The organism is Mycobacterium spongiae (genome assembly GCF_018278905.1).
GTDB classification, from domain to species: Bacteria; Actinomycetota; Actinomycetes; order Mycobacteriales; family Mycobacteriaceae; genus Mycobacterium; species Mycobacterium spongiae.
This window is the reverse complement of sequence record NZ_CP046600.1, coordinates 1,684,670-1,701,163: the sequence shown is the minus strand read 5'-3', so window position 1 is coordinate 1,701,163 and position 16,494 is coordinate 1,684,670. Positions and strand designations below refer to the sequence as shown.

Sequence of the window (16,494 nt, the reverse complement as noted above, 5' to 3'; positions counted from 1 at the left end):
CTCACTTGTGGGCCACACCTACCGGCCGCGAGCGGACCCCACCGAATTGAGCTGCAGGAGTTAAGGTGTCGAACCAGAACTCGTCGGCCCGCGGGCCTTCCGGGCGGCGGATCGTCCATGCGGCCGGTGCGGTGTTGTGGCGCCCCGACCGCTCCGACTCGGCGAACGTCGTCGAGATCGCCGTGATCCACCGCCCCCGCTACAACGATTGGTCGCTGCCGAAGGGCAAGGTCGATCCCGGCGAGACCGCACCGGCGGGCGCTACGCGCGAGATACTTGAGGAAACCGGCCACCACGCCATCCTTGGCAGGCGACTCCTCACGGTGACCTACCCAATCCAGCAGGGCACCAAGAAGGTCCGCTACTGGGCGGCACGCAGCGCCGGCGGGGAATTCACCCCGGGCAATGAGGTCGATGACATGCTCTGGTTACCGGTTTCCGACGCCATGACGAAACTCGACTACGCACAGGATCGAAAAGTCTTGCGCCGGTTCGCCAAACACCCGGCGGACACGAAGACCGTGCTGGTGGTGCGCCACGGCGCCGCCGGCAGCCGGTCACGCTTCTCCGGGGACGACAACAAGCGTCCCTTGGACAAGAAGGGGCGTGCACAGGCCGAGGCATTGGTGCCACAGCTGCTGGCTTTCGGTGCCACCAACGTCTATGCCGCGGATCGGGTGCGCTGCCATCAGACGATGGAACCGCTTGCCGCGGAACTGGGGGTGCCCGTTGGCAACGAGCCCGCCTTGACCGAGGAGTCCTACACCAAGAACCCCAAACGCGGCCGGCACCGGGTGCTGCGGATCGCCGAGCAGCCCGGCACACCGGTGATCTGCACCCAAGGCAAGGTGATTCCCGACCTCATCGCATGGTGGTGTGAGCGCGACGGCGCGAAGCCCGACAAATCCCGCAATCACAAAGGCAGTACGTGGGTGCTGTCACTGTCAGCCGGTCGGCTCCTCATCGCCGACCACATCGGCGGCGCCTTGGCGGCCAACGTCAGGGCCTAACGCGCAGATACCCTGGGGCGGCCACGGCCACCCTCAGGGTATCTGCGTCTCGTACTACTTGCGGCCCCGCCTGCTTGTCGTCTTCTTGGCAGCAGCCTTGGTCGCTGGCCGCTTCGCCGCTGTTTTCTTAGCCGGCGCCTTGGTGGCTGCCTTGCGGACGGGTGTCTTCTTCGCCGTCTTCTTCACCGCTTTGGTCGCCTTCTTGGCAGCTGCCGTGCTCCGCTTCTTGGCAGGTGCCTTGGCCGCCTTGGTGGCCGGTGCCCTCTTGGTCGCCGCCTTCTTGGCGGGCGCCTTTGTGGCAGCCTTCTTGGCGCGCGAAGTCGTGGCCTTGGCCGCCTTCTTCGCTTTGGACGTGGTGGCCTTCTTCGCCGCCGCTTTCCTCCTGGTTGGGCTCGCCACCACACCACGCTTTACCGCAGGTCCGTCCGACGGGAGGCGCTGTGCACCAGAAACAACCGCTTTGAACTGCGCGCCCGGACGGAACGCCGGCACCGAGGTCGGCTTCACTTTCACCGTCTCGCCCGTACGGGGATTGCGGGCCACGCGGGCGGCACGGCGACGTTGTTCGAACACACCGAACCCGGTAATGGTGACGCTGTCGCCCTTGTGTACCGCACGCACAATCGTGTCGACGACATTCTCGACAGCGGCGGTCGCCTGCCGACGGTCCGAGCCCAATTTCTGTGTGAGCACGTCAATGAGCTCTGCTTTGTTCATCCAAACCCTCCGAAGCCAGTGGTCCTCGTTTTGGAACCGACTAGTGGACACGGTAAACCCTTACCCCACTGATTTCCAAGAGCCACGCGCAATTTCACTGACCCCGCGACCGATATTCTCGCAATCCGGTTGCCGCCCTTGACCGGTGGCGCGTGGGGAAAATTGGCCCGTTTTGGCGGCATCGCGGGGCCGAATTCTCCCTCGAGGAGTCTGTTCAGGAGGTGGGTAGCGTGCGCGGTTTCCACTCGCGATGAGCCTTCTCAAAGGACTCGATCTCGTCGAGTTTCCGCAGCGTAAGGGCTATATCGTCGAGGCCTTCGAGCAATCGCCACGCCGTGTGGTCGTCAATCCTGAACGGCAGCACCGCTGTTCCAGCGGTGATATTTCGATCTTGAAGATTGGCAGTGATTTCCAAGCCTGGACTCTGCTCGATGAGCTTCCAGAGAAGTTCCACGCCGTCTTGGTCGAGTTCGGCGGCGAGCAGCCCCGCCTTGCCGGCGTTGCCGCGGAAAATGTCACCGAACCTCGATGAGATAACCACCCGGAATCCGTAGTCCATGAGCGCCCACACCGCGTGCTCGCGCGACGATCCGGTACCGAAATCGGGTCCGGCAACCAGGACTGAGCCTCGGTCAAAGGGGGTGAGATTTAGCACGAATGATGGATCCGACCGCCACCGTGCGAACAGACCGTCCGCAAATCCGGTTCGGGTGACGCGCTTCAAGAAAACGGCCGGAATGATCTGATCGGTATCGACATTCGACCGCCGCAGCGGCACCCCGATCCCCGTGTGGGCGCGAATGGCTTCCATGCTCTTCCCCTGTTCTCTTGCTCAGTTCAAGTCAGTTGGTGCGGATAGCGTGCCGCGGACCGCGGTGGCAGCCGCCACCGCTGGGGACACCAAATGCGTGCGCCCACCCTTGCCCTGGCGCCCTTCGAAGTTGCGGTTGGAAGTCGCGGCACACCGCTCGCCGGGCGACAGCTGATCGGGATTCATGCCCAGGCACATTGAACATCCCGCGTGCCGCCATTCGGCGCCAGCAGCCGTGAAGACCTCGCCGAGTCCTTCGGCTTCGGCCTGAGCACGCACCCGCATCGACCCCGGAACGACCAGCATCCGCACGCCCCGCGCAAGCCGGCGACCGCGCAACACCTCGGCCACCACCCGCAGATCTTCAATCCGGCCGTTAGTGCATGACCCGACGAAAACGGCATCGACGCTGATGTCGCGCATCGGGGTTCCGGGGCGAAGGTCCATGTACGCCAAGGCTTTCTCAGCGGCCTGGCGCTCGGCCTCGTCGGTCACCAGCTCGGGATCCGGCACGGTGGCCGACAACGGCACGCCCTGGCCGGGGTTGGTACCCCACGTGACGAACGGACTCAAGGAGGACGCATCAAGGTACACCTCGGTGTCGAATTCGGCACCAGCGTCGGTACGCAGTTGTTGCCAGTATGCGATCGCCGCGTCCCATTGTGCATCGGTCGGCGCGTGCCGCCGGTTGCGCAAGTACTCGTAGGTTGTCTGATCCGGGGCTACCATGCCCGCTCGCGCGCCTGCTTCGATGCTCATGTTGCACATCGTCATCCGGCCTTCCATCGACAACGATTCGATGGCGGCACCCCGATATTCGATGACATGACCCTGTCCGCCGCCGGTGCCGATCTTGGCGATCAAGGCGAGAATGATGTCCTTGGCGGTCACTCCGGCCGGCAACTGTCCGTCGACATTGACCGCCATCGTCTTGAACGGTCGCAGCGGCAGCGTCTGGGTAGCAAGCACATGCTCGACCTCTGACGTGCCAATTCCCATAGCCAGCGCCCCGAACGCCCCGTGGGTAGAAGTGTGGCTGTCGCCGCAGACAATCGTCATGCCCGGCTGCGTGAGACCCAACTGAGGTCCGACCACGTGGACGATGCCCTGCTCCATATCACCCATCGGATGCAGGCGGATGCCGAATTCTGCGCAGTTCCTCCGCAAGGTCTCGACTTGGATGCGTGACACCGGGTCAGCGATCGGCTTGTCGATGTCAACGGTGGGCACGTTGTGATCCTCGGTAGCGAGGGTCAAGTCGGGCCGTCGCACTGGGCGCCCGGCAAGGCGCAGGCCGTCGAAAGCTTGTGGACTGGTGACCTCGTGCACCAAGTGCAGATCGATGTAGATCAAGTCTGGCGCCCCGCCTTGCGCAGCGCCCTCGCCGGACACCACGACGTGGTCGTCCCAAATCTTCTCGGCCATCGTGCGCGGCCCACATGCCGCCGTTGTCTCGTCCATTCGAAGTCGCCTCGATTTCGCTCATTCGCGGCTCGCGGACCGGACCAGGGCTGTGTTCTCAGAATGCGAGACGCTAGTATCTTCTTGTGAGACAGCATAGCGGCATCGGCGTACTCGACAAAGCCGTGTTCGTGCTGCACACCATCGGGGACTCGCCATGCGGACTGGCCGAACTGTGCGACCGAACCGGCTTGCCCAGGGCTACTGCCTACCGGCTCGCCGCCGCTTTAGAAGTTCATCGCTTGCTAGGCCGCGACGATCAAGGGCGCTGGCGGCTCGGTCCTGCAGTCACCGAACTCGCGGCCAATGTCAGCGACCCGCTGCTGGCTGCGAGTGCAACCGTGCTGCCTGCGTTGCGCGCGGCCACCGGCGAAAGCGTGCAACTCTATCGCCGCGAGGGCACCTCGCGGGTCTGTGTGGCCGCCCTGGAGCCGCCCGCCGGGCTTCGCGATACCGTCCCCGTCGGGTCGCGGTTGCCCATGACCGCAGGTTCGGGGGCCAAAGTACTGCTGGCCCACAGCGACCCGGCCACCCAGGCGGCTGTGCTACCGAACGCGAAGTTCTCCGACCGCGTGCTCGGCGAGGTGCGCCGGCGCGGTTGGGCACAGAGCGTCGCCGAGCGGGAGCCGGGGGTGGCGAGCGTGTCGGCGCCGGTGCGCGATAGCCGCGGGGTCGTGGTCGCTGCCATCTCGGTATCGGGTCCGATCGACCGGATCGGTCGCCGCCCGGGAGCGCGTTGGGCCACCGACCTGCTGGCCGCCGCCGATGAGCTTGCTCGGCGGCTCTAGTCCCCACGATCGGCAAGCGCGTCTCCCCCTGACCGGAAGACGGTCGATTCAATTCCGATCGTCAACCCGAAAACCTGGCCTGACAGACTAACGCCATGGGAACCAACCAACGCGCGCATATCGTCATGTCCGAGGCTGAAATCGCCGACTTCGTCGCATGCAGTCGTACCGGCACGCTGGCCACGGTCGGTCCTGACGGTCAGCCACACCTGACGGCGATGTGGTACGCGGTGGTCGACGGCGAAATTTGGCTAGAGACCAAGGGCAAATCCCAGAAGACCGTCAACCTGCGACGAGACCCGCGGGTGAGTTTCCTGCTGGAAGGCGGTAACACCTACGACACGCTGCGCGGGGTGTCGTTCGAGGGAGTCGCCGAGATTGTCGACGATCCCGAGATGCTGTTCCGGATCGGGGTCAGCGTGTGGGAGCGCTACACCGGGCCCTACACCGACGAAATGAAGCCCATGGTCGACCAGATGATGAACAAGCGCGTCGGCGTACGCATCATCAGCCGCCGCACACGCTCGTGGGATCACCGCAAACTCGGGCTGCCACCAATGCCCGTCGGTGGCTCGACCGCACCGGCTGCCCTGGGCAACGGCCCGACCGGGTAGTAGCCGGCCGAGCAAACGCAAAGAGTAGCCCCGATGGGATTCGAACCCACGCTACCGCCGTGAGAGGGCGGCGTCCTAGGCCGCTAGACGACGGGGCCAGAACCGATCCGAGCTGACAGCATAGCTCACACCGGGAAGCCCACCTAATCAGCTTGCGAGGAAGATATCTGCTGGGGTACCAGGACTCGAACCTAGAATGGCTGAACCAGAATCAGCTGTGTTGCCAATTACACCATACCCCATTGGCTACCTAAAACAGCTGGTCAGAGCGGATTCCCCAGAAACTACCAGGTATGACAACCATCCTGGGAACCCATCGGCCAGCCGTTCTCGGCCGACGTGCAGACTACCAAACACTGGCCCAGCAATCCGCACGCCTGGCTCTAGGGTCCGCCGGTAGCGCTGGATCCGTTGTCGATTCCATCCCGTCCATCCCGCGCCGCGCGCAGTCGTCGCTCGCTACGTTCGCGGCCAAGCAGTTCAAGTGACTCGAACAGCGGGGGGCTGACCGACGTCCCCGTTGCGGCGACTCGGATCGGTCCGAATGCCTTGCGTGGTTTGAGCCCGAGGTCTTCGACCAGTGCCGCCTTGAGCGCGTCCCCGATATTCGCTGCGTTCCAGTCCACCAGTGCACCCAACGCCGCTATCGCCGCGTCGAGCACTGGCGCCCCGGCGGGGCCGAGCTCCTTGGCAGCGGCTTTCGGGTCGATCACATATTCGTCGTCGTTGAGGAACTTCAGCATGTTCCAGGCGTCACCCAGCACGACGATGCGGGTCTGAACCAGGTGCGCAGCCGCGGCGAATCCTACGTCGGAGTCGGCCACATCCAACTCGATCTGATGGTCGTGTTCGCGCAGGTAGTCGCGCAGCCGAGCGGTGAAGTCGTCGCTGTCGAGCATCCGGATGTGCTCGGCGTTGATCGCGTCAGCCTTCTTTTGATCGAATCGCGCCGGATTGGAATTGACGTCGACAACATCGAAAGCAGCCACCATTTCGTCGAGGCTGAAGAGGTCGTGATCATCGGCGATGGCCCATCCCAGCAAGGCAAGATAGTTGAGCAGCCCTTCGGGGATGAAGCCGCGATCGCGGTGGGCGAAAAGATTCGACTGCGGGTCTCGTTTGGAGAGCTTCTTGGTCCCCTCCCCCAATACCGTTGGAAGGTGGGCAAATTCCGGGATCCGCTCTCCTACCCCGATTCGGATCAGCGCCTGATGTAACGCGAGCTGGCGTGGGGTCGACGACAGCAGATCTTCGCCGCGCAGCACGTGCGTGATCTTCATCAGCGCGTCATCACACGGGTTGACCAAGGTGTACAACGGGTCTCCGCTCGCGCGGGTCAGCGCGAAATCCGGCACGCTGCCGGCCGCAAACGTCGTGGGTCCACGGACCAGGTCGTCCCAACTGAGATCTCGGTCGGGCATCCGCAGCCGCACCACCGGCTGGCGGCCTTGCGCCAGGTAGGACGAACGCTGCTCCTCGGTCAGATCACGGTCGAAGTTGTCGTAGCCCAACTTGGGATTGCGGCCCGCGGCGATGTGGCGTGCTTCGACCTCCGCAGGAGTCGAGAACGCGTGGTAGGCCTCGCCCGCCTCGAGCAACCGAGCGACGACGTCGCGATAGATCTCGGTGCGCTGCGACTGTCGGTACGGACCGTAGGGGCCACCCACCTCAGGCCCCTCATCCCAGTTGAGCCCGAGCCAGCGCAGGGCGTCAAGCAGCGCCAAATAACTTTCTTCGCTGTCACGCTGGGCATCGGTGTCCTCGATACGAAAGACGAAGGTGCCTCCGGTGTGGCGGGCATAGGCCCAGTTGAACAGCGCGGTGCGGACCAACCCGACATGGGGTAGGCCGGTGGGCGACGGACAGAAACGGACTCGGACTCCGGTGGCGTCGGGTGCTGCTGCAGGAGCTGCTTCACGAGCTGCTGATGTCACGACTTTCCTTTACGGACTACGGGATTGGTGAGGGTGCCGATCCCCTCGACGGTGATGGAGACGCTGTCGCCGTCCTCGATAGGACCGACACCCGCGGGTGTTCCGGTAAGGATGAGATCGCCGGGCAGCAGCGTCATCACGGCCGAAATCCATTCCACGATGGCACCGATGTCGTGGATCATCTGGGAAGTGCGGCTGTGCTGCTTGACTACACCATTGACTTCGGTGCGCAGTTCGAGATCTCCTGGGTCGAGGGGATCTAGATCAGTGACAATCCACGGCCCCACTGGACAGAAGGTGTCGTGCCCCTTGGCGCGCGTCCATTGGCCATCGGACAGTTGCTGATCGCGAGCCGACACGTCGTTGGCCACGGTGTAGCCAAGGATATTTTCGGCGGCCTGTGCAGCGGGGACATCCTTGCAGGGACGGCCGATCACGATCGCGAGCTCCCCCTCGAAGTGCACGGGCGTTGCGTTCGCCGGCAACCGAATCGGCACATTGGGTCCGATGATCGCAGTGTTCGGCTTGAGGAATATCACCGGATCCTCCGGCGCTTCTCCTTTGCCGAAACCTCCCATCTCCGCGATGTGGTCGGCATAGTTCTTACCTATACAGACCACCTTGCTAGCCAGCATCGGAGCAAGTAGCCGAACGTCGGCCAGCGGCCAGGAGCGGCCGGTGAAGGTGGGCGTGCCGAACGGGTGCTGGTCTATCTCTCTGACTGCCATCCCCGCAGAATCGTCCGGCTCACCGTCGATGCTGACAAAGGCGACACCGTCTGGGCTGGCGATCCGACCTAGGCGCATTCGGATGAGCCTAGCCGGGCGACGATTCGGGCCGGCACGGCCCGAGGAGGAGCACGGCGATCCGGCCCCATGAGGGTTGCGAGCCCGGCGCAGCCGGGCGCTGCAGACCGTCACCATCCGGTCTAGCCGGGCGACGATTCGGGCCGGCACGGCCCGAGGAGGAGCACGGCGATCCGGCCTCGTGAGGGTTGCGAGCCCGGCGCAGCCGGGCGCCGCGGGCGGGCGTGACCAGCGAACATCGCAACCGCTTGCCGTGTGCATGTGCGAGCATAGGCAAATGGCAGGGGACCCGGCGGCCACGGGCACGCTGAGCCCGCATGCGCGTTGGGCCATCGTGATCATCTCGCTGGGTGTGACGGCAAGCTCCTTCCTCTTCATTAACGGCATTGCCTTCTTGATCCCCCGGCTGCAGGCCTCACGTGAAATCCCGCTGGCACAAGCGGGTCTGCTCGCGTCCATGCCCAGCTGGGGCATGGTGGTCACGCTGGTCGCGTGGGGCTTCGTGCTCGACCACGTCGGCGAACGCATCGTGATGACCGTGGGCTCGGCCCTCACCGCAGCCGCGGCTTATGCCGCGGCATCGGCGCACTCGCTACTGTTGACCGGCATTTTCTTGTTCCTCGGTGGAATGGCGGCTGCCAGCTCCAACAGCGCCGGCGGGCGTCTGGTATCGGGCTGGTTTCCACCACACCAACGCGGCCTGGCAATGGGAATCCGCCAGACCGCACAACCACTGGGAATTGCGTTGGGTGCGTTGGTGATACCCGAGCTCGCCGAGCGGGGCTCCGGCGCCGGATTGATGTTTCCCGCAGTGATGTGCTCGCTAGCGGCCGCGGCCAGTCTCATCGGTATCGTCGATCCGCCCCGCAAGTCACGCAAAGCGGCCACCGTTGACGAATTAGCCAATCCGTATCGCGGTTCGACTGTGCTGTGGCGAATCCACATGGCATCGGGGCTGCTCATGATGCCGCAAACGGTCACGGTGACGTTCATGCTGGTCTGGTTGATTAGCCACCATGGCTGGCCACTAGCGGCAGCCGGACTTCTGGTTACCGTCTCGCAGCTCCTCGGAGCCCTGGGTCGCATCGCGGTCGGCCGCTGGTCCGACCATGTCGGATCACGCACGCGGCCGGTCCGCCTCATCGCCGTCGCTTCCGCCGTGAGCCTGTTCCTGCTGGCGCTCATCGATAACCGTGGTTCGAGCTTCGAGGTGCCGCTCATGATCGCCATTGCGGTGATTGCCGTTCTCGACAACGGTTTGGAGGCCACCGCGATCACCGAATTCGCTGGGCCGTATTGGAGCGGACGAGCACTGGGCACCCAAAACACCACACAACGGCTAACGGCCGCCGCCGGACCCCCGTTATTCGGTGCGCTCATCACCGCGTCGGCATACCCGACGGCATGGTTTCTGTGCGGTTTGTTCCCGCTGGCGGCGGTGCCGCTGGTGCCCGCGCGTTTACTCCCGCCGGGTTTGGAGATCAGAGCGCGGAGGCAATCCGTTCGCCGACATCGGCGGTGGCAAGCTGTTCGTTCCCGCGAGTTGCCAAATGCTCCTCGACGGCCCGGTCCACCCGGGCAGCGGCGTCGTCCTCGCCGAGGTGGGAGAGCAGCATCGCCACCGACATGATCGCCGCGGTCGGATCGGCGATCCCCCGACCGGCGATATCTGGCGCGCTGCCATGCACCGGTTCGAACATCGACGGGTTGGTCCGGGTGGCATCGATATTGCCGCTGGCGGCCAAGCCGATCCCGCCGCACACCGCCGCAGCCAAGTCGGTGATGATGTCACCGAAGAGGTTGTCCGTGACGATCACGTCGAACCGACCCGGATCAGTGACCATATGGATGGTCGCCGCGTCGACATGTTGATACGCGACGTCGACGTCGGGATAGTTGGCGCCGACCTCCTGCACGGTCCGCCACCACAGCGCGCCTGCGTAGGTCAAGACATTGTTCTTGTGCACCAGCGTGAGGTGCTTGCGGCGCTGCAGCGCGCGTTCGAACGCATTGACCACCACTCGACGCACGCCGAACGCCGTGTTCACGCTCACCTCAGTGGCCACTTCGTTGGGCGTCCCGACCCGAATCGCCCCACCGGTGCCGGTATAGGGACCCTCGGTTCCCTCACGCACCACCACGAAGTCGATATCGGGGCTGCCAGCGAGCGGGCTGCTCACCCCGCGATACAGCCGAGCCGGTCGCAGATTGATGTGGTGGTCGAGCTCGAAACGCAGTCGCAGCAACAGACCTCGTTCGAGGACACCGCTGGGGACCGACGGATCACCGATCGCCCCCAGCAAGATGGCGTCGTGCTCCCGCAGTTCGGTAACCACCGAGTCCGGCAGCACCTCGCCGGTAGCGTGAAAGTGTCGCGCACCCAGGTCGTAGGTGGTTTTCTGGACGCCGGGCAACACGGCGTCCAGGATCTTGACCGCCTCGGCCACCACCTCTGGACCAATCCCGTCGCCAGCGAGAATCGCCAGCATCATTGGCGCCGCTCCTCCTCATCGCGCCGCTCTGCATCATCGCCGGCGGGATTCACGACAGATCAACCACCTCAAGCTTGTTGGCGCCCACCGCTGTTGCGATCGCCGACCGCACATCCTCGGGCACATCTTGGTCGAGCCTGAGCAGGACGGTCGCGGCTGGGCCTTCGACATCCTCGGAGAGCTGGGCGGCCTTGATGTTCACGCCCGCGGCACCGAGCACGGTGCCGATTTTGCCCAGTGCACCCGGCTGATCGGCATAGTTGACCATCAGGTTGGTGCCTTCGGCCCGCATGTCAAAATGGCGACCGTTGATCTGCACGATCTTCTGCGTTAGCTGCGGACCATACAGCGTGCCCGAGACCGTGGCGACTGAGCCGTCCGAACCAACGACGCGAACATCGACCACACTGCGGTGATTGGCGCTCTCCGAGGCTTTGGTGATCTCCGCGGAAACCCCGCGTTCGGCCGCCACCGCCGGGGCGTTGACGAAGGTCACCGGATCCTCGATCACCGCCGAGAACAAACCCCGCAGCGCCGAAAGCTTCAGCACCTCTACGTCTTCGGCAGCCAGCTCACCGCGCACCTCGACCGACAACGACACGGGCGGTTGGTCGGACAGCGCTGCGGCGAGCACCCCGAGCTTGCCAGCAACTTCAAGCCAGGGGGCGACCTCCTCGTTGACCACTCCGCCGCCAATATTGACCGCGTCGGGCACGAATTCTCCGGCCAGCGCCAACCGCACACTGGCGGCGACATCAGTGCCGGCCCGGTCTTGCGCCTCAGCCGTGGATGCCCCCAAATGCGGCGTGACGACCACCTGAGCCAGGTCGAACAGCGGACTGTCGGTGCACGGTTCGGTGGCAAACACGTCTAGGCCGGCCCCACGCACATGGCCGCTGGTGATCGCATCGGCCAGGGCTGCCTCGTCCACTAGGCCGCCGCGCGCGGCGTTGACGACGATGACACCGGGCTTAGTCTTGGCCAGCGCCTCCTTGTCGATCAGTCCGGCCGTCTCCGGCGTCTTCGGCAGGTGTATTGAGATGAAGTCCGCGCGAGCAAGCAGATCGTCCAGCGAAAGCAGCTCGATGCCCAGCTGCGCTGCCCGGGCCGACGATACGTACGGGTCATAGGCGACGACGCGCGCGCCGAAGGCGGCGATCCGTTGGGCTACGAGCTGACCGATCCGGCCCAAGCCCACCACGCCGACAGTCTTGCCGAAGATCTCCGTGCCGGAGAAAGACGACCGCTTCCACGCGTGCTCGCGCAGGGAAGCGTCGGCGGCCGGAATCTGACGAGACGCGGCCAGCAGCAGCGCCAAGGCGTGCTCAGCAGCGCTATGGATGTTCGAGGTCGGGGCGTTGACCACCAGCACTCCACGTGCTGTAGCGGCGTCCACATCGACGTTGTCCAGCCCGACGCCAGCACGGGCGACGATCTTTAGCCTGGGTGCCGCGGCCAACACCTCGGCATCGACAGTGGTGGCCGACCGCACCAACAACGCGTCGGCCTCCGGCACCGCGGCCAGCAGCTTTTCTCGGTCTGGACCGTCGACCCAGCGCACCTCGACCTGGTCTCCCAGGGCAGCGACCGTCGATTGGGCGAGTTTGTCGGCGATTAGTACAACAGGCAGGTTCACGCGGCCAGCGTAGTCGGCGTTGATCGCGGAGTGGACGGCGCCCGCACGAGCTATGTCGTCTCGGTGATCGGGCGGTCGACCCAACTCATCAAGTCACGCAGCTTCTTGCCGGTGATCTCGATGGGGTGCTCGGCGTTCTCCTTGCGCAACCCCTCCAGCTGTTTGTTGCCGCCCTCGACGTTGGCCACCAGCCGCTTGACGAAGGTGCCGTCCTGGATGTCGCGCAGGATCGCGCGCATCCGCTCCTTGGTATCGGCATCGATCACTCGCGGCCCCGACAGGTATCCACCGAACTCGGCGGTATCAGACACCGAATAGTTCATCCGCGCGATGCCACCCTCGTACATCAGATCAACGATCAGTTTGAGTTCATGCAGCACTTCGAAGTACGCCATCTCCGGCGGGTAGCCGGCCTCGACCATCACGTCGAAACCCGTCTTCACCAATTCTTCTGTGCCGCCGCACAAGACGGCCTGCTCACCGAACAGATCGGTTTCGGTCTCGTCTTTGAAGGTGGTCTTGATCACGCCGGCCCGGGTGCCGCCGATCGCTTTGGCGTAGGACAGCGCCAGCGCCTCGCCCGTGCCGGTCGGGTCCTGATCGACGGCGATCAGGCATGGCACACCCTTGCCGTCGACGAACTGGCGACGCACCAGGTGGCCAGGTCCTTTCGGGGCGACCATCGCGACGGTCACGTCGGCAGGCGGCTTGATCAGATCGAAATGGATGTTGAGCCCATGACCGAAGAACAAGGCGTCGCCGGACTTGAGGTTGGGCTCGATGTCTCCTGCGAAGATCTCTGCCTGAGCGGTGTCGGGGGCTAGAAGAACAATCACATCAGCCCACTCGGCCACTTTGCTTGGTGTATCAACCTGCAAGCCCTGTTCTTCGACCTTGACTCGGGACCTCGAACCCTCCTTCAACCCGACACGCACCTGCACGCCCGAGTCGCGCAGACTCAGCGAGTGCGCGTGACCCTGGCTGCCGTACCCGATCACCCCGACCTTGCGACCCTGGATGATGGACAGGTCTGCATCGTCGTCGTAGAACATCTCCAACGATTGCCCTGACACGTAGGTATCTCCTTCGCTATTCATTGTTGAGCTTGTGCTTCTTTGTTGAGCTTGTTGTAAACCCTGCAAACTTACTTGGAGGTGCGGATACCGCGGGGGCCGCGGGACAACGACACCATTCCCGACTGCGCGATTTCGCGGATACCGAAAGGCTCCAGCAACCGCAGCAGTGCCTCCAGCTTGCCCCGATTGCCGGTGGCTTCGACGGTCAGCGACTCCGTTGATACATCAATGACGTTGGCACGAAACAGATTCACCGCTTCAATCACCTGGCTTCGGGTACCGGCGTCGGCCCGCACTTTGATCAGCGCCAACTCCCGGGAAACGGAGCTGTCGTCTTCGTGCTCGAGGATCTTGATGACGTTGATCAACTTGTTCAGTTGCTTGGTGATCTGTTCGAGCGGAGTCTCCTCGGCGGAAACCACGATGGTCATCCGCGACATATCTTTCTGCTCGGTGGCACCAACTGCCAACGACTCGATGTTGAAACCGCGCCGGGAGAAAAGCGCCGCGACGCGCGCGAGCACACCGGGCTTGTCTTCGACCAACACCGACAACGTATGCGTCTTAGCGCCCATTAGGCGTGCCCTTCGCTTTCGTCGTCGAACAGCGGGCGGATCCCGCGGGCAGCCTGGATCTCGTCGTTGCTGGTGCCGGCGGCGACCATGGGCCACACTTGGGCGTCGGCGCCGACGATGAAGTCGATCACAACCGGACGGTCGTTGATCGCCCGCGCCTGATTGATCACGTCGACAACGTCATCTGCGCTCTCGCAACGCAGTCCGACACATCCCAGGGCCTCAGCGAGTTGCACGAAGTCGGGGATGCGGTGTGAGTGGGTGGCGAGGTCGGTCTGCGAGTAGCGCTCCCCGTAGAAGAGGCTCTGCCACTGGCGCACCATGCCCAGGTTGCCGTTGTTGATCAACGCGACCTTGATCGGCACGCCCTCGATCGCACAGGTCGCGAGCTCCTGGTTGGTCATCTGGAAGCATCCGTCGCCGTCGATCGCCCAAACCTCGGCGTCCGGACGGGCGATCTGAGCACCCATCGCAGCGGGTATGGCAAACCCCATGGTGCCCAGCCCACCGGAGTTGAGCCACGTCCGGGGCTTTTCGTAACTGATGAACTGTGCCGCCCACATCTGGTGCTGGCCCACACCAGCCACGTAGATGGCCTCCGGACCGGCGAGTTCGCCCAGCTTCTCGATGACGAACTCGGGGCTCAGGCTGCCGTCGCTTTGCGGCCCGTAGCTCAGCGGATACGTCTTGCGGACATCCTCAAGGTAGGTCCACCACTCGCCGAGATCCAGGTTGCTCGGAATCTCGCGGTGCCGCAACATCGCAATGAGTTCGATGATGACAGCCTTGACGTCACCGACGATCGGCACGTCGGCATGTCGGTTCTTGCCAATCTCGGCCGGGTCGATATCGGCATGGATCACCTTGGCTTCGGGCGCGAATGAGTCGAGCTTGCCGGTCACCCGATCGTCAAAGCGGGTGCCCAGCGCGATCAGCAAGTCGCTACGCTGCAGCCCCGCGACCGCGGCCACGGTGCCGTGCATGCCTGGCATGCCCAGGTTCTGGTGGTGGCTGTCGGGAAACGCGCCGCGGGCCATGAGCGTGGTGACAACGGGGATACCCGTCAGCTCGGCCAGCTCCCGCAACTGCTCGGTCGCCTCGCCGCGGATCACACCACCCCCCACGTACAGCACCGGTTTGCGTGCGGCCGCGATCAGCTTGGCTGCCTCGCTGACCTGTCGGTTGTGCGGTTTGGTGTTCGGCTTGTAGCCAGGCAGGTCCATCTGCGGCGGCCAACTGAAGGTGCACTGCCCCTGCAGCACGTCCTTGGGGATGTCGACGAGCACGGCGCCGGGCCGTCCCGAAGCCGCGATGTGGAAGGCTTCGGCCAGCACCCGGGGTATGTCGTCGCCGGAGCGCACGAGGAAGTTGTGTTTGGTGATCGGCATCGTGATGCCCGAAATGTCGGCCTCCTGGAACGCATCGGTCCCGATGAGTCCGCGCCCGACCTGCCCGGTGACAGCCACCACCGGTATCGAGTCCATCTGAGCATCGGCCAGCGGCGTCACCAGATTGGTGGCGCCGGGCCCGGAGGTCGCCATGCATACCCCGACTCTGCCGGTGACGTGGGCGTAGCCACTGGCCGCGTGACCAGCGCCTTGCTCGTGTCGGACCAGGACATGCCGCAGCTTTTCAGAATCGAACAGTGGGTCATACACCGGGAGCACGGCACCACCCGGGATCCCGAAGATGACGTCAACGTCAAGTTCTTCCAGCGACCGGATGACCGACTGCGCGCCGGTAAGTTGCTGCGGTGCAATCTTTTTCGGTCGGGCCACCGAGGGTTTTCCGGCGGGTTTCGTTGTGTCGGGCGCGCCGTTCGCCGGCTGCTGCGGCTCCGGCTTTGCGTCCGGCCCGTGCGGCTGGCGGTGTGGCTTGGCGGGTGCGCTCACTGTGTCCTCTTGGGTCCTGTTGGTCCTGTTTTGCTTGGAAGTGTCTCAACGCGTCTTGTGAGCAAGAAAAAACCCCCGTCAGCTCTGCTGCTGCACGAGGGTCGCGTTGATGCTTGATTGGGCTAGTCAGGCACCAACGCGCCGACTAATTACTACAAGCACTCCGGGCTTTCCGGCGGTATCCATAGCGTACGACGGTAGTCTTCGCACTGCTGAACCGTCAAATCCGGTGGCACCGGCGGAAGCTGAGATTGACCCACGGATGAAATGATGACGGAGTGGCTACTGGTTCCGCTGCTCCCAGACCTGCCGAGTCGCCGGTCGTGATCAAGGTGTCACCGATGGCGCACTTCGCGGTCGGCTTCGTTGTCCTGGGCCTGATGGTGCCGGTGCTGATCTGGCCGGTAAGCGCCCTGCTGCTGATCATTCCGGTGATGTTGTCGACATTGATCGTGCGGCTACGCACGGTCGCCGACGACCGCGGCGTGACCGTCCGAACCCTGCTAAGCAGCCGAGCGGTGCGCTGGGATGACATCGACGGGCTGAGGTTCAGCAGAGGGTCCTGGGCGCGTGCCCAGCTCAAGAGCGGTGTGGAACTGCGCCTACCCGCAGTGACCTTCGCGACGCTGCCGCAGCTGACCGAAGCCAGCCGTGGGCGTGTTCCTAATCCATATCGCTGAAA

At 64.1% G+C, this 16,494-nt stretch carries 14 protein-coding genes, 2 tRNA genes and 1 pseudogene; 5 read left to right on the top strand and 12 right to left on the bottom strand.

What is annotated here, in order from left to right; translation table 11 throughout:
- The first annotated feature begins 65 nt into the window (after positions 1 to 65).
- Positions 66 to 1,010, top strand: coding sequence for an 8-oxo-(d)GTP phosphatase MutT1 (gene mutT1, locus F6B93_RS06985; protein ID WP_211698436.1), 945 nt, complete (start codon positions 66 to 68; stop codon positions 1,008 to 1,010).
- Positions 1,011 to 1,064: 54 nt separating this feature from the next.
- Here mutT1 and F6B93_RS06980 read toward each other — a convergent pair whose 3' ends face one another.
- The 3 genes from F6B93_RS06980 to leuC all read right to left on the bottom strand — a co-directional run bounded on the left by F6B93_RS06980 (position 1,065) and on the right by leuC (position 3,999).
- Positions 1,065 to 1,727: an HU family DNA-binding protein gene (locus F6B93_RS06980; protein ID WP_211698435.1), complete on the bottom strand. Its 663-nt coding sequence runs from the start codon at positions 1,725 to 1,727 to the stop codon at positions 1,065 to 1,067.
- A gap of 214 nt (positions 1,728 to 1,941) precedes the next feature.
- Positions 1,942 to 2,538, bottom strand: coding sequence for a 3-isopropylmalate dehydratase small subunit (gene leuD, locus F6B93_RS06975; protein WP_211698434.1), 597 nt, complete (start codon positions 2,536 to 2,538; stop codon positions 1,942 to 1,944).
- Positions 2,539 to 2,559: 21 nt separating this feature from the next.
- Positions 2,560 to 3,999, bottom strand: a complete 1,440-nt coding sequence (gene leuC, locus F6B93_RS06970) for a 3-isopropylmalate dehydratase large subunit (RefSeq protein WP_211698433.1) — start codon at positions 3,997 to 3,999, stop codon at positions 2,560 to 2,562.
- 86 nt (positions 4,000 to 4,085) lie between these two features.
- Between leuC and F6B93_RS06965 the strand changes: the two genes are divergently transcribed.
- Both F6B93_RS06965 and F6B93_RS06960 read left to right on the top strand, forming a co-directional pair.
- Positions 4,086 to 4,787: an IclR family transcriptional regulator gene (locus F6B93_RS06965; RefSeq protein ID WP_211698432.1), complete on the top strand. Its 702-nt coding sequence runs from the start codon at positions 4,086 to 4,088 to the stop codon at positions 4,785 to 4,787.
- 95 nt (positions 4,788 to 4,882) lie between these two features.
- Positions 4,883 to 5,401: a PPOX class F420-dependent oxidoreductase gene (locus F6B93_RS06960; RefSeq protein ID WP_211698431.1), complete on the top strand. Its 519-nt coding sequence runs from the start codon at positions 4,883 to 4,885 to the stop codon at positions 5,399 to 5,401.
- Between the two features lie 25 nt (positions 5,402 to 5,426).
- Here F6B93_RS06960 and F6B93_RS06955 read toward each other — a convergent pair.
- The 4 genes from F6B93_RS06955 to F6B93_RS06940 form a co-directional block, all read right to left on the bottom strand.
- A tRNA-Glu gene (locus F6B93_RS06955) sits at positions 5,427 to 5,499 on the bottom strand.
- Between the two features lie 72 nt (positions 5,500 to 5,571).
- Positions 5,572 to 5,643 (bottom strand) — tRNA-Gln (locus tag F6B93_RS06950).
- Positions 5,644 to 5,784: 141 nt separating this feature from the next.
- A complete protein-coding gene (gene gltX / locus F6B93_RS06945; RefSeq protein WP_211698430.1) occupies positions 5,785 to 7,335 on the bottom strand; it encodes a glutamate--tRNA ligase in 1,551 nt (516 codons plus the stop codon).
- Positions 7,332 to 8,141 (bottom strand): fumarylacetoacetate hydrolase family protein, encoded by an 810-nt coding sequence (locus F6B93_RS06940; RefSeq protein WP_211698429.1) that lies wholly within the window; start codon positions 8,139 to 8,141, stop codon positions 7,332 to 7,334. Before F6B93_RS06940 ends, gltX begins: the two co-directional genes overlap by 4 nt.
- Before the next feature lie 259 nt (positions 8,142 to 8,400).
- On the opposite strand from F6B93_RS06940, the pseudogene F6B93_RS06935 reads away from it, so the two are divergent.
- Positions 8,401 to 9,489, top strand: a pseudogene (locus tag F6B93_RS06935) (MFS transporter); the annotation flags it as partial.
- 133 nt (positions 9,490 to 9,622) lie between these two features.
- On the opposite strand, the gene F6B93_RS06930 reads toward F6B93_RS06935, so the two are convergent.
- The 5 genes from F6B93_RS06930 to F6B93_RS06910 all read right to left on the bottom strand — a co-directional run bounded on the left by F6B93_RS06930 (position 9,623) and on the right by F6B93_RS06910 (position 15,812).
- Positions 9,623 to 10,633, bottom strand: a complete 1,011-nt coding sequence (locus F6B93_RS06930) for a 3-isopropylmalate dehydrogenase (protein WP_211698428.1) — start codon at positions 10,631 to 10,633, stop codon at positions 9,623 to 9,625.
- Between the two features lie 49 nt (positions 10,634 to 10,682).
- Positions 10,683 to 12,269 (bottom strand): phosphoglycerate dehydrogenase, encoded by a 1,587-nt coding sequence (serA, locus tag F6B93_RS06925; protein ID WP_211698427.1) that lies wholly within the window; start codon positions 12,267 to 12,269, stop codon positions 10,683 to 10,685.
- Positions 12,270 to 12,319: 50 nt separating this feature from the next.
- Positions 12,320 to 13,321, bottom strand: coding sequence for a ketol-acid reductoisomerase (gene ilvC / locus F6B93_RS06920; RefSeq protein ID WP_211699326.1), 1,002 nt, complete (start codon positions 13,319 to 13,321; stop codon positions 12,320 to 12,322).
- A 92-nt stretch (positions 13,322 to 13,413) separates the two neighbouring features.
- Positions 13,414 to 13,920: an acetolactate synthase small subunit gene (gene ilvN, locus F6B93_RS06915; RefSeq protein ID WP_211698426.1), complete on the bottom strand. Its 507-nt coding sequence runs from the start codon at positions 13,918 to 13,920 to the stop codon at positions 13,414 to 13,416.
- Entirely contained in the window at positions 13,920 to 15,812 is a 1,893-nt protein-coding gene (locus tag F6B93_RS06910) for an acetolactate synthase large subunit (protein WP_211698425.1), read from the bottom strand. The genes ilvN and F6B93_RS06910 overlap by 1 nt, the downstream gene beginning before the upstream one ends.
- 341 nt (positions 15,813 to 16,153) lie before the next feature.
- On the opposite strand from F6B93_RS06910, the gene F6B93_RS06905 reads away from it, so the two are divergent.
- Complete coding sequence (locus tag F6B93_RS06905) at positions 16,154 to 16,492, top strand: PH domain-containing protein (protein WP_211698424.1); 339 nt, start codon at positions 16,154 to 16,156, stop codon at positions 16,490 to 16,492.
- Positions 16,493 to 16,494: the final 2 nt, after the last annotated feature.